8 protein-coding genes and 1 pseudogene are annotated in these 14,273 nt (G+C 66.4%); 3 read left to right on the top strand and 6 right to left on the bottom strand.

Annotated features, from left to right (window positions below; translation table 11 throughout):
- The first annotated feature begins 50 nt into the window (after positions 1-50).
- Together ppa and HOP03_02425 are read left to right on the top strand one after the other, a co-directional pair.
- The gene (gene ppa, locus HOP03_02420; protein ID NOT87017.1) at positions 51-605 is read left to right on the top strand and encodes an inorganic diphosphatase; all 555 of its coding nucleotides are present in this window, start codon (positions 51-53) and stop codon (positions 603-605) included.
- Between the two features lie 153 nt (positions 606-758).
- Positions 759-1,634 (top strand): hypothetical protein, encoded by an 876-nt coding sequence (locus tag HOP03_02425; GenBank protein ID NOT87018.1) that lies wholly within the window; start codon positions 759-761, stop codon positions 1,632-1,634.
- A gap of 23 nt (positions 1,635-1,657) precedes the next feature.
- On the opposite strand, the gene HOP03_02430 is transcribed toward HOP03_02425, so the two are convergent.
- The 6 genes and pseudogenes from HOP03_02430 to HOP03_02455 form a co-directional block, all read right to left on the bottom strand.
- On the bottom strand, positions 1,658-2,632 hold the full coding sequence (locus HOP03_02430; GenBank protein NOT87019.1) for an aspartyl/asparaginyl beta-hydroxylase domain-containing protein: 975 nt from the start codon (positions 2,630-2,632) through the stop codon (positions 1,658-1,660).
- 208 nt (positions 2,633-2,840) lie between these two features.
- Positions 2,841-5,840 carry a TonB-dependent receptor gene (locus tag HOP03_02435; GenBank protein NOT87020.1) on the bottom strand — a complete coding sequence of 1,000 codons (3,000 nt, stop codon included), beginning with the start codon at positions 5,838-5,840 and terminating at the stop codon, positions 2,841-2,843.
- Positions 5,841-5,991: 151 nt separating this feature from the next.
- Positions 5,992-6,913: pseudogene (locus tag HOP03_02440) on the bottom strand (helix-turn-helix transcriptional regulator).
- Positions 6,914-7,067: 154 nt separating this feature from the next.
- On the bottom strand, positions 7,068-9,350 hold the full coding sequence (locus HOP03_02445; GenBank protein NOT87021.1) for a hypothetical protein: 2,283 nt from the start codon (positions 9,348-9,350) through the stop codon (positions 7,068-7,070).
- Between the two features lie 130 nt (positions 9,351-9,480).
- Positions 9,481-10,152: a two pore domain potassium channel family protein gene (locus HOP03_02450; protein NOT87022.1), complete on the bottom strand. Its 672-nt coding sequence runs from the start codon at positions 10,150-10,152 to the stop codon at positions 9,481-9,483.
- A 48-nt stretch (positions 10,153-10,200) separates the two neighbouring features.
- Positions 10,201-11,406: a hypothetical protein gene (locus tag HOP03_02455; GenBank protein NOT87023.1), complete on the bottom strand. Its 1,206-nt coding sequence runs from the start codon at positions 11,404-11,406 to the stop codon at positions 10,201-10,203.
- Between the two features lie 440 nt (positions 11,407-11,846).
- On the opposite strand from HOP03_02455, the gene HOP03_02460 reads away from it, so the two are divergent.
- On the top strand, positions 11,847-14,273 hold the full coding sequence (locus tag HOP03_02460; GenBank protein NOT87024.1) for a glycogen/starch/alpha-glucan phosphorylase: 2,427 nt from the start codon (positions 11,847-11,849) through the stop codon (positions 14,271-14,273).

Genomic DNA, 14,273 nt, shown 5'->3' on the forward strand with positions numbered 1-14,273 from the left:
CATCCGCCGACGTAGAATGGGTGACTTCCCGCATCGAATGGAGCCCCGCCATGGGCCTGGACCTCGTCCCCACCGGCAAGAATCCGCCGGACGAAATCAACGTCATCATCGAAATCCCGAAGGACGCCGAGCCGGTCAAGTACGAGGTCGACAAGGCCTCCGGCGCGATCTTCGTCGACCGCATCCTGTCCACCCCGATGCGCTACCCCTGCAACTACGGCTACGTGCCGCACACGCTGTGCGGCGATGGCGACCCTGCCGACGTGCTGGTGATCCTGCCGCTGCCGCTGGTGCCGGGGTCGGTGATCCGGGTCCGCCCGGTCGGCGTGCTGCGCATGAAGGACGAGGCCGGCAGCGACGAGAAACTGCTCGCCGTACCCGTGGACAAGGTGTTTTCCGGCTACAGCCACATCGCCGACATCGACCAGGTCAGCCCGCACTGGCTGGATCGCATCGGCCACTTCTTCGAGCATTACAAGGATCTGGAGAAGGGCAAGTGGGTGAAGCTCGACGGCTGGGGCGCCGCCGAGGAAGCGAAGCGATTGATCATGGAGTCGATCGAGCGCTACAACGCCACGCCGGAAGCGGAGAAGCCGAAGTTCTGAGTCGGCGATCCGCATCCGTCGAACGAAAAACCCGCGCACTCCGCGGGTTTTTTCGTTTCGACCGCCTCCCCGCAGGCCCGACGCTTGACAGGGTCGCGCGCGCCGGGCTACTGAAAAGCCTCTCCCTTGCCACGATCAACGCCCGGAGCGCCGATGTTTCGTCTCGAAGAATTCCAGACCGCCGCCGAACAGACCACGATGGAAGCCACGGTGCGCCGCGCCTGCGATGCCGCCGTGCGCGACCCGCTGTCGCAGTTCCTGTTCATCGACCGCTATACCCGCTGGAACGGGTATGCCGGGGCGCTGGTGGCCAAACTGTCGGGCAACCTCGGCGAATCGCAGGACCTGTTCCTAGATCCCAACGAAGCGGACCGGGCGCAGGCGGTACGCGGCATGGATGTCGCCGGGCACGTGCTGGATGCCACCGTCGACGAACACCTCGACAAGGGCCATCGGGTGCCGCATCGCACCCTCGCCCAGGCGATGCGCAAGGCCGCCGCGGACTACGCCGGATTGCCGCTGGCGGAACGCAATGCGCTGTCGGCGCCGCCGGCGTGGCTGCAGGACGTCGTCGCCCGCACCCGCACCTTCGTCTGCTACGGCAGCGTGGCCCACGACGCCGAAGCGCTGGTCCGTTCGATCGGCACCCACATCGCTTCGGAATCGATGGCCGACCGCGAATACGCGATCATCGACCGCGTGTTCCGCGCCGAGCGCCATCACGAAGGCTTCTATCAGTACCTGCGCGAACGCGACTACCGGGTGGAGCTGGGCGGAAAACTCGTGCATGCCTATGCATGGATCACCATCCACGCCACATTCGAATCGCAGGGCGTCGAAGCCGAACATCTGGCCGAAGCGATGAAGGCGCTGGAACTGGCCGCACGCTATCGCCCGGAATCGCGCGAACGCATTCTCGAACTCGCGCGCGAGGGCTATCGCAGCTTCGCGGAGATCCAGCGCGATTTCTTCGTGCATGCCGAACGCGAATGCACGGCGATGGCGGAAGGCCGGCAGCAGGCGGCCTGACGCCATTCGAGACGGGAGAGGGCTTATGCGTACTCGCCAGCCGCCCTGCCCGCCGCACGCGCATCCGCAGGCGCCACCGCGACGCGACTGATCATCACCATCATCACCTGGAACCACGGCATTTCGTTGCGCAGGATCACGCCCTGGCCGGGACCGCGCACCGAGACGGCGAAGGCATCGAAGGCGGCGCGGAATTTCGCGCGGCCTTCGGCCGCATCGCCGTACTGCGCCCACAGCCCTTTCCACTGCCGGATCAACTGACCCGCACGCTGTTGCAGCAGCGCGAGCTGCGGATGCGGCAAGGCTTCGGCGATCAGGAACGACAGATGCTGGCTGAGCTCCCATGGGCTCATCACCGCCGGCACGTTCACCGACTCGCAGGCGAACTCGCGCGGCGCCAAGGCATCCGGCGCGATGCGCTTCGGCACCCAGCCGTCGTGCGGGGCATCGTGCGCGCGGCCGTGCGTGACCATGTCCCAGAACGCGCCGCCGCCGACGGTGTCGCAGACCAGATGGATGCGCGACTGCACCGCATCGTTGAGCACGCGATGCTGGCGCCAGGTGTCGAAGATCCAGCATTCGCCGGCCGCCATGTGGATGGTGTGGCCGTCGCACTCGAACGCGACCGTCGGCTGGGTCACCAGCGGCACGTGCACGCGCACGCGTTCGGCCCAGTAGTAGCCCTGATCGGCATGGCGGGCGACTTCGGCCTGCCCGGCCAGGCGCATCAGCCGGGTGCGGCCGATGGTGGCGCCGAAGCTGGCCAGCGTCTGCAGCATGTACGGGCAGCGCTGCAGATGCGGCGTGGGACGCATCTGCCCGCTGAAGGCTTCGTTGTCCGGATCGCCGTTCACCGCCAGCAGCGGCAGCATCGAATTGCCCGCGAAGCCCTGCGGGTGCGGCTTCCACACCGACTCGCCCAGCGCGTCGATTTCCTGCGCGAGCGCGGCACCGTCGAACAACAGCGGCAACTGGATGAAGGGGACCTGGAGTTTCAAGGCTCGCACCTGCGCGATCGATGGCGATGGCGGGATTGTAGGCCGTCGCGCCGCTCCGATCTTGAGCGCAGTCAGTCCGGATAAAAACAGTCCGGACAAAAAAGAGGCCCCGGATCGCGGGGCCTCGAAGAGAGAGAGAGAGGGATTCAGCGGGGAGAAGCGCCGGTCCTGCGACTCGGCAACGCGCAGGACCGGTATGACGCCGGGATCAGAACTTCTGGTTGTACTGCAGATAGAAGAATCCGCCGCCCGGCAGGTCGTAGGCGCCATCGAACGAGTGCGCGAACGAGTTGCGGACGATCGGCGGTTCCTTGCCGAACACGTTGCGCGCACCCGCCGTGATCTTGCCGTTCCACGGCGTCTTCCAGCCGACCTGCACGTCGTGGTAGGTCGCCGACGGGATCCGGTTCTCGAAACGCAGGAAATTGCCGTTCGAATCGAAGATGTCGTGGTTGCACTGTTCCTGCGGAGTGATGCCGTACTCGAAGTAGTTGCCGCCCGCACAGGCTTCGTCCATCCCCGAGTAGTAGCGCACCGCCCAGTTGGCTTCCCAGTCGCCTTTCTGCCACGAAGCGCTGAGATTGGAACGCAGGCGCCAGGCCGGCGCACCGTTGTAGGTGCCGATCACGCCGAACAGGGTGTTCTGGGTCGAATACGTGTTGTCCCACTGGAAGGCGAACTTGCCCCATGCGGTTTCCGGCAGCGCATAAGTGACCTGGAAGTCGTAACCCTCCACCTCGCCCTGCGCCAGATTGAACTGACTCTGGCGCAGATCGAGGATATTGCCGGTCGCATCGCGGACGATGAACGAGCAGAACAGATCGCGCTGGGCCGTGCTGGTCGCGGCACCCGGCGTTCCGGGCGTGCCGTAGCAGGCGGTGAGGATGCTCTGCGAGTTGCGGAACGTGATCACGTCCTCCAGCGAGATGTTGTACCAGTCGAGGGTCATGTTGAGGCCCGGCGCCCAGCTCGGGCTGTAGACCACGCCGAAACTCTTGGTGGTGCCGAACTCCGGCTTCAGGCCCGGGTTGCCGCCGGTCAACGAACGGATCTGTGCATTCGGCTGGACCACGCCGACGACCGGGACGCCATCGGCGACGCAACGCGCCGCGTCGGTGGTGGCCAGCCCGATGTTGATGGTGTTGCAGGGATCGATCGCGGGCGGGAAGCTTTCGCCGCCGCCGAGGTACAGATCGAGCACGTCCGGGGCGCGGAACGATTCGGAGTAGGTGCCGCGCAACAGCAGATCGTCGAACACCTGCCACTTCAGGCCGACCTTTTTCGACGTATCGCCGCCGATGTCGGGCTTGACGGTGGTGCCGCCGAAGAAACCGGACGACTCGTAGTCGGATTTGCGCGCGGCCAGATTGAGTTCCAACAGTTTGAAGCCCGGGATATCCGCCAGAATCGGCACGTTCAACTCGGCGTAGATCTCGTCGACATTCACGTTGCCGCTGGTCGGTTCGGTGAAGTTGTTCGAGGAACCTCCGCCCGCCACCAGCGCGTCCTGCGAACTGTTGTAGGCGGTGCGGCGGTGTTCGAGACCGACCGCGAAACCCAGCGGGCCCGCCGGCAGTTCGACGATCGAGCCGGAAAGATTCGCGAAGTAATCCTTCGTCGTCATTTCCTCGGAAGCGTTCAGCGTGTAGCTGATGTAGCGGTTCATCGCGTCGTATTCGGCCTGCGTGATCACGCCCGCCGCCAGGCCCAGGTCCGGACCGCCGAACAGGTTGTAGGGCACGCAGCCCGCGATGACGCTCGTGCCGTTCATGCATTCCAGCGCGCCGGTCACCGGGTTGCGGCGGGAATCGCCGACCGCATTGCGCAGGTTGAACAGGTTGATGAAATTTTCGCCGCGGGTATTGGTCCGCGAGTTCAGGAACGAATAGCCCACATCCCAGTACATGTCGCGGCCGGCCAGATCGAACGAACCATCCAGCGACAGGGTGACGGCGGTGTTGTCGTTGTCGAAATACGGCTTGCGCGGGCCGACCGCGAGCGCGCGGAAATTGGCGCCGCGCAGGTCCTGGCCGAACGGGTTGAACACGTTGCCGGCAGTCGGCGCGAACGCCCATTGCGGGCCGTTGGTGCCACGGGTATCCATGGTCAGCGGCACTTCGGCCAATTGCTGGTTCGAGTCGCGCTTGACGTAGACCGCCTGCGCATTGGCGTTGATGCGGTCGGTCAGGCGAAGACTGCCCTGGCCGTAGATGTTGAAGCGCGAGATCGGCTGCAGCAGGTAGTTGACCGGTGCGAAGTTGTAGCGGTCGGAGCTGCCCGAACCGTCCAGGGTGTAACTGATGAAGCGGTGGAAATCGGTGGCCTGACGGCCATCCTCGCCCTGGTTCAAGGTGTACGGCCCCCCTGCCACCGGCGTGCAGGTACGGAAACCGGCCGAGGTCGGGGTGAACGCACCGGCGCAGCGCGTGAAGTTGCCGCGGGCGTTGCTGCCCGAACCGAAGAGACCGCCGGACGCCAGATCGCCGCCGCCGAACGCCGGCACCGACGAGATGTCGCGATCGCCGGCGAACACAGGTTCCTGGGTCTGGTAGGCGAGGCTGATGACCGCGTTCCAGCGGTCGCTGTTCGAGCCGACGGTGAAGTCGTAGGACTGTTGGAAACCATCGCCCTTGGCGTAGCCGCCCAGGTACACATTGGCTTCCGCGCCGTCGAAATTCTTGCGGGTGATGACGTTGACCACGCCCGCGATCGCGTCGGAGCCGTAGATCGCCGAGGCGCCGTCCTTGAGCACTTCGATGCGCTCGATGACCGAGATCGGAATCGAGTTGAGGTCGACGAGTGCCGCATTGGTGATGCCCGATGTCACCCAGCGGCGGCCGTTGACCAGCACCAGGGTACGGGTCGCCCCCAAGCCGCGCAGCGAGACGTTCTGGGTGCCGTCGCTGCCGTTGGTGGTCGTGGTGACGTTGCGCAATGCGCCGCCGTCGCTGGCGGTGATGCTGAAGAGAATGTCGCCGACCGAGGACAGGCCACTGGCTTCGATCGCCGCGCGGTCGATGGTCAGCACCGGCGAGGTGCCTTCGAGTTCGGAACTGCGCGGAATGCGCGAACCGGTGACGGTCACGACATCGAGTTCGTCTTCGGACGGCGCATCCTGGGCAAGGCCCATCGTCGGCATCAGCGCGACTGCGACCGCCAGGGGCAATGCAGCGGGTTTCATCGGATTCTTGTTGTTGTGATCGATCATCATCCTCTCCGTAGTGTTAGAGCGACGCGAAAAACGGACTGTCGACTGCGATTGGACTGTCTGCTGCAGTCGCGATATCGCGACCCGTCGCCGGACCGCATCGACGCGTCGCGCGATGGCTTGTTATTGCACCGTTAAAGGCTCGACAACATTACGTTTCGCGCGCCGCGCTGGCTTTGCGCGGCGGGGTTCGTGCCTGTGCCGATCTTGGCGTCAATCCGCATCGATTCGCGATACGCGGTGGCGGTGGTGCGATAGCGCATGCGGAACGCGCGCGCGAAGCTGCAACTGTTGTCGAAGCCGCAGGCCGCACCGATTTCGCCGATCGAACAATCGGTGCCCGCGAGCAATTCGCAGGCATGTTCCAGACGCAGTCGCACCGATGCCGCCTGCGGACTTTCCTCGTAGATCTCGTGGAAGGTCTTCGAGAGATACCAGCTGGAAAAGCTGGTGAGTTCGGCCAGTTCGCTCAGGCGCACGACGCGGTGACGATGGCCTTCGATGAACAGCCGCGCGCGCTGCAGCCGGCCGAAGACCTGCCGCTTGCGGCGAACCGAACGTCCCGGGCAGCGCGAAATGCCGCCATCCAGATCGTGCTGCAGCGCCGAGAGATGCAGCAGCATCGACTGCAGCGCGCGGCCGACGGGGTCGTCGCCGCTGCGGGCGCGCACCGCATCGGCGCCGTTGCGCCAGAGCCGGATCGCGATGCGCAGATCGCGCGCGGTCATCCGTCCGTGGCCCGGCAGCCATTCGCCGCGTCCGCGCCCGAAGGTTTCGACGGGAATCATCACGCCGAGGGTCGCACCATGGCGCCCGGCCTGCAGTTCCGGAGCGGAATCGCGATCGAGCGCCAGCCATTCCCCGGCGCCCAGGCTGAACGTGCCTTCGCGCGCGGTGATCCGCGTCCGTCCACGCAGTTGCATCCAGATCGAGAAGCCGCCGCTGGCCATGCGCAGGCTGCCGAGGCGTGCCACTGCCAGCCAGCGCGGAGCGACGCCGGCGGCGCTGTATTCGAGATCGACCGTGTTGCCGCGGTCCGCCAGGGTCTGCGGATGAGAATGGATGGCGTGCATGTCTGCGCTCCGTGCCGAATGAGGTCCGAGGTGTGACCCAATCGCGGCGGCAGCGCCGGAAATTACCCTGAGATTTCGCCTAAATCGATGCGAAAGCGTTCCGAAATCGTTCCGAAACCTTGCGAATCAAAGCGTTGCGGACAGGAACGACAGCTCAGGGCTTGCCCAGGGTGAACGACGACAGCGGCGCCAGGCCGATATCGGTGTCCATTTTCTCGATCACGGAAAGATAGAGCGCCTTCTGGCCCGGGTGGTAGGTCACGCCTTCGAGATACCAGTCGACGCGACCCAGGCATTGCGGGTCGCGGGCAGCCGCGTCGGCGGCGACCCAGTGCCAAAGCCAGGGACAGCGTTCGTCCGAATCCATCACCCGCACGCCATCGGGGGTCGCGACGAGGTTGCGATTGCGGCGCTGGATCGTCACCCGATCGATCGTGCGCAGGTCGCCGAGATCAAGATCGGCGCTGCGGATCTCGGGCCCGGACATGGTGGCGAGCACGACCCGGCGGTGACGCGCGTCGACCACGGCGGTCGCGACATCGCCGACTTCGGCCATCGCTCGCCAGGGCGCACGGCTGCGATCGTAGAGGGTGACGCCCAGACTGCCTTCACCGTGATCGGCGACCACCAGGAGGCGATCCGGATCCGGGTGATAGGACACATGCACGGGCAACCGGTCGGGCACCGGCAATCGGACCGCGCGGCCACGGCTCGGGTCGAGTTCGTAAATGCCGACCTCCCCGGCGGCCGTCTTGCCGATGGCGAGTGCGCGCCGCGAGTCGGCCTGCCACATCACCGGATAGCGCGGGATCGGGATGAAACCATCGAACGACCGCAGGGTATCGGGACGGGTCTGGTCCAGCCACCACAACCGTATGTCGCCGGTGCGGTTGGAGTAGAACATCACCTGCCGCCCGTCCGGGGCGACCGATGGCAGGAGATTGGAGCCGGTACTGTCGAACAGCACCTGCGAAGCGGACATCGCGTCGATGCCGTCGGCCACCGACACCCGCCGCACGCGCGACTGCGTTTCCTCGACCTCGAACGCCACCGCTCCGGTGTTCTGCGAGACCGACGGATACATCAGGCTGATGCTGCCGCCGACATGATCGGTGATGCGTCCGCTCTGCAGCGCCAACGTCGACAGCACGGTCCTCTCGCTGATGTAGCGCGCGAAGATCAGGCTGCGGCTGTCCGGCGCCCACGCCAACCCGTAGATGTTGGTGCGCAGATCGGTAAGTCGCTGCGCCTGGCCTCCGTTGGCCGGAATGCGCCACAGGTCGGCGACCGACACATTGCGCTGGAACGCGATCCACCGGCCATCCGGCGACACCTCCGGCGACATGTCCTCGTCGGCGGGTTTTTTCGTATAGGCGATCCGTTCCCAACGGCCGCGGTCGAGCACCATCCGGTACAGCGCCTTGTCGGCCACCGGCTTGTCTCCACCAGACTTGTCTCCTCCAGGCGACGATGCGTCCTTCCCGCGACCCGCGCCGACCAGCGTCTTGCCGTCCGGAAACCAGGCGAGCGCATGCGCTTCGCCACCGATGCATTCGCCGACTTCGCGCGCCGCGCCACCGGCGGCGGGAACCAGCATCACCAGACATCGACCGCCGCCGATACGCACGAATGCGATCTGGCGGCCGTCGGGCGACCACTGCGGGAACTGGTCGAACTGTTCATCGACCGCTTCGGTCAGCGGACGCGGCGACACTGCCGCCGAGGTCTGCAACATCAAATGCGACCTGCCACCGCCTTCCGTGGAGCGGGTATAGACCACCAACGCACCATCGGGAGACAGGCTGGGTTTCTCCTCCGCCTGCGGCAGCGAAGCGATGCGCAGGAACGATGGCGATGCCACCGTATCGGGTACCGAATGCGACGGGGTGGCGTTTTGCGCACCCTGCCGGGGACGTTGATCGACCGGCCGATACCCCAGAAGCGCGACGACAGCGATGACCACCAAGCCTGCCGCGCCCGCCAACCAGGGCCAGCGGCGGGCGGGCCGCCGCACATTGTCTGCCGCAGGCACGGCTTCCGCAGACGCTGCGGGCTGCGCTGCGACCGCATCATCCTCGACCAGCCATTCCACCGGGGCGATCAGCCGATACCCCTGCTTGGCGAGCGTCTCGATGTAACGCGATTGCTCGCGGTCGTCGCCCAGCGCGCGGCGCAGCTGGGTGATCGCCTGGGTCACCACGTCGTCGCCCGGCAACGTGTCCGGCCACACCCATTCCAGCAGCGCTTCGCGGCTCACCAGTTTGTTGGCATGCGCCACCAGCGTCAGCAGCACGCCCAACGACTTCAGCGTCACCCGCGTCGCCTCTCCGCCCGCCGTCGGCGCGATCTCGCGCAGCGGAATATCGACGATCCGATCGCCGATGCGCAGGCGATCCGACGGTCGCGGTTCGAGCAGGTTCTTGTGGGATTTCAGCATACGGGTGGGGGGACCGCGCTACGCAACGATGGCATCAGCTTAGCAGGCTGCCGAACCGCGACTGCGGCGCGCAGGACAGGCGGCGTCGCGCCAACCGGCAAAGTCGGCAAGGTGGCGCGTGTCGCGCGCATCAAGCACCCGGCGCGACCCGCTTGCGTCCAAGCATGCCGGCCAGCCGGGACACGATCAGCGCCAGGTACATCACGCCGTTCCATTGTTCGATGATGGCGATGGTACGGGCATGCGGCGAGAGCGGCATGATGTCGCTCAGGCCCGTCGCCGAAATATTGGTGGCGCTGAGGAACATCAGTTCCACCCATGTCAGCGTGCCCTTGACACCGCCCGGCGCCAGGAACGCATCCACCTGCAGTTGCTGGCAAAGCATGAACAGCCAGGCATAGGCCTCGGCGAACAGCATGAAGGTGGCGCCGGCCGCCCACAGTTCGTCGGGGGTCGCGCGATCGTCGCCCATCATGTAGGTGATCAACGAAGCGGCGGCGTAGAAATAAGCGGCGGCGTAGCCGAGGGCGCCGATCACCGCGAGCGCAACGCTGCCGGTCGCGTTGTGCGCGGTCCACGCACCGACGCCGACGATGGCCAGCACGCCCGCGATCCAGCCCGGGCGCGGCGAGCGATGCACCATCCACACCGCAGCGGCGAGCACGCCGACGCTGAGCGCGGTCGAAGCGACCTGCCCGATGCGGTTGTCGTCGAGGAACGGATACAGCACCAGCGCCAGCAGTTGCACCATGAACAACGTCCGCGATGGCGAACGTATCCAGGGCCTGATCGACATGTTCATGCGTTCTCCCGTTCTTGGCATGCTTTCATCAATGCATTCGTCGCTCTTTCATCGCGATGCTTTCCATCGCAGCCCGCGCTCGACATCGAGCACCGCGCGCGACCATGCTGCCATGAAAGGAATGCCGATGGTGTCGTACTCGTAGCGGTCGTCGTTGAGGATGCCGTCGGCGTTGACCCGGATACTCGCGGCGAGCATGCATTCCACGCCGGAATCGCGATCGACCACGTAGGCCACTTCGCTCAGCGCGCCATAGGCCATGCCGGACTTGCCGGACACGCTCAAGCCATCGGGATAACGCGCAGTACCATCGCCGACGAAGAACCAGCGCGCGTAACCGTCGGGATGCTCCGCTTCCGGATACACCGGCGATATGCTCTCGCGCGGACGCAGGGCGAGCGCACGCAGCAGTCGCGCGCGTACGCCGCCATCGATCCTCCAGCGCTGTGTCGCCGGCACCGATTCCGGCGACACGAACGCCTGCAGCATGCGCAGGCTGTCGGCCAACGGCAGGAAATTCGCGTGCGAAAAGTCATGCGGCCCACGGGTCACGCTGCCGTCGCCGTTCTGCCAGCCCTCGCCCGACAGCACGCGGCCGAACGGAAAGCGCCGCGCGCGCGCAGTCGCGGCAGGAAAACGCCGCAGCGTGCGCCCGTCGGCGGACAGCAGCGCGCCGCCGCCGCTGCGCCGGTTCGCCTCGATATCGGGCGAGCCCAGGCGCGCGATCAGGCGCACCTGCGGATAACCCAGTTCGACGAGGCGACGATGGATGGATTCGCCGCCGAGCAGTTCGTACCAGCGGTTGTACGGGCGGTTCTCGCTGACCGCGAACGTGCGGTCGATGCCACACGCGAACGTGTCCGCCAGCGGCTCGTCGCCCCACTCGCCGCTGATCGGCGCGGCATCGAGACGCAGCTCGCTGTCCATGTCGCCGCCTGCCGCCTGCACCGCTTCGGCCATCAGCAGCGCCATCGGCAGCTTCACCACGCTGGCGGCAGGAAACCAGCGTCGCGGCGCGAGGCCGTGATCATGGGGGATGCAACGCCGCGCGCCGTCGGCATCGCGGACGATGCGCGCCCAGCGCAGTTGCACCGCGTGCTGCGGATCGTCCACAAGTGCGGCGAGCGCGGGCGGCATCCGCGCGAACACGTCCGACCAGGGCGAACCGTCGCGCCCCATCGCACGCAGGCCATGCGGCAGCGCAGCAGCACCCAGGCCGAGTGCCGACCACGACAGGAATTCGCGGCGATGCATGCGCCTAGCCTGCTTCGCCGATTCGATCGCCGCACGGATGCTGCAGTGCCGCATCGTGATCGCACGCCATGCGTCTTTCTCCTCGTCGCTGTATGCGCTTCCAAAATAACCCGGATCATCGGCACCCTGCAGCCGCGCAATCCATGCCTGTCGCACCGCAGCAACGGGCTTCGCGCATGCGCGTGAAAACGAATGCACGCCCACCGCAGCCCCGCCCACGCTGGCGTCCGCGATGAATACGATTACAGCAGACTCGCCCTGCGCCGGTGTGGCTCCTAAGCTCCGAAAGTTTACGCGCCGCCTGCGCCACACGGCGACGGCCGCCCGCGCCACTCCGAGGAATCGAGTCACGCATGAAAGTCACCGATCTCAACGCCAGCACTGCCACGACCGGCCCGGTACCGACCAGCCTGATCCCGGCTTTCCGCAATGCGCTGGCGATGACCCGCAGCGACATCCAGGCGATCCCGGCCGCGCGCGCCGCACTGCGCGCGGCAGCGGACATCTGCCGCGACACGCTGGCCGCACGCTGGGCGGCGACCCAGGCCGAAGACGCCTGTCGCGGGCCGTCCAGCCGCCGCGTGCACTACCTGTCGATGGAATTCCTGATGGGCCGCGCGCTGCGCAACGCGCTGGCGGCGCTGCAGTTGGAACCCGAGCTGGCGCGCGAGCTGTCCGCGCGCGGCCTGTCGCTGGCCGATGTGCTGGAAGCCGAACCCGACGCCGCGTTGGGCAACGGCGGCCTCGGCCGGCTCGCGGCGTGCTTTCTCGATTCCTTCGCCGAAACCGGCCTGCCCTCGTTCGGCTACGGCCTGCGCTACCGCTACGGCATGTTCGCGCAGGCGACGCAGGACGGCCGCCAGATCGAACGCCCCGACGACTGGCTGCGCCACGGCGCGCTGTGGGACATCGAACGTCCGGAGGTCGAATACATCGTCGGCTTCGGCGGACGGGTCGAACCCGACGGCATCGGCGGCCGTTGCTGGATGCCGGCCGAGCGCATCGTCGCCCGCGCCTACGACTTCATCGTGCCCGCGCATCACGGCGAGCGCGTCTCCACCCTGCGCCAGTGGCAGGCCAGCGCCGAAGCGCCGATCGACTTCGCCGCGTTCTGTCGCGGCGACCATGCCGCCGCCGCGCGTCATCAAGTCGCCGCCGACGCGCTGAACTGGGTGCTGTATCCCGACGACAGCACCGATGCCGGCCGCGAGCTGCGGCTGAAACAGGAAGCGCTGCTGGTCAGCGCCTCGCTGCAGGACCTGATCGCCCGCCATCTCGCCGAAGGCCGCGCGCTGGACCAGCTCGGACAGGGCAACGCGATCCATCTCAACGACACCCATCCGGCGCTGGCGCCTGCGGAGCTGATGCGTCTGTTGATCGACGACCACGGCGTGAACTGGAACGACGCCTGGGCCATCACCGGCCGGGCGGTGTCCTACACCAATCACACGCTGATGCCCGAAGCGCTGGAAACCTGGCCGGTGCGGATGTTCGAGGCGCTGCTGCCGCGTCACCTCGAAATCATCTACCGCATCAACCACGAATTCCTCGCCGATGTGCGCGCACGCCATCCCGGCGACCACGCGCTGGTGCAGAGCGTGTCGCTGATCGACGAAACCCAGGGCCGCAAGGTCAAGATGGCGGCGCTGGCGGTGCTCGCGTCACATCACGTCAACGGCGTCGCCAAACTGCATTCGGAACTGATGGTAGACACGATCTTCGCCGACTTCGCGAAACTCTTTCCCGAACGCTTCACCAACGTCACCAACGGCGTCACCCCGCGCCGCTGGCTGCAGCAGGCGAACCCGGGTCTGTCGTCGCTGCTGGACGACACCATCGGCGCAGGCACGTCCGATAAAAGCTGGCGTCGCGATCTCGGTGCGCTGGCGCAACTCCGCGCGCACGCGGACGATCGCGTCACCAGCCAACGCCTCGCCGAAGTGAAGCAGGCGAACAAACAGCGCCTCGCCGCGCTGATCCGTCACGAGCTGGGCATCGAAGTCGACCCGACCTCGCTGTTCGACGTGCAGATCAAGCGCATCCACGAATACAAGCGTCAATTGCTGAATCTGCTGCACGTGGTCGCGCGCTATCAGGCGATGCTGGCGCAGCCCGAGGGCCCGGCCGGCAACGGCTGGGTGCCGCGCACGGTCATTCTCGCCGGCAAGGCGGCATCGGCCTATCACACCGCGAAGCAGGTCATCCGCCTCGCCCACGATATCGGTCGCACCATCAACAGCGATCCGCGTATCGGCGGCAGACTCAAGCTGGTGTTCCTGCCGAACTACGGGGTGAGCCTCGCCGAAACGATCATCCCCGCCGCCGATCTGTCCGAACAGATTTCCACCGCCGGCACCGAAGCCTCGGGCACCGGCAACATGAAGTTCGCGATGAACGGCGCGCTGACCATCGGCACCTGGGACGGCGCGAACATCGAAATGGCGCAGGCGATGGGCGAGGAGCACATGTTCGTGTTCGGTCTGCGCACCGACGACATCGCGAAGCTGCGCGCCGTGGGCTACGACCCGCGCTGGATCGCCAGCCAGAACCCCGCGCTGAAGCAGGTGCTGGACGCGATCGGCAACGGCGCCTTCAGTCCCGGCGAGCCGACGCGCTACCGCGCGCTGATCGACGGCCTGCTCGGCGCGGATCCCTATCTGCTGGTCGCCGATTTCGCCGACTACATCGCCACCCAGGCGCGCGTCGATGCGCTGTATCGCGATCGCGATGCGTGGAACGCCTGCGCGCTGCGCAACATCGCCGGCATGGGCTTTTTCTCGACCGACCGCACGGTTCGCGAATATACCGACAAGATCTGGGCGGACCATGCGTGCGCCGCGCCGAAACCGCACGATCCTCGCAACTGA

Source organism: Lysobacter sp. (assembly GCA_013141175.1).
Classification (GTDB): domain Bacteria; phylum Pseudomonadota; class Gammaproteobacteria; order Xanthomonadales; family Xanthomonadaceae; genus Lysobacter_I.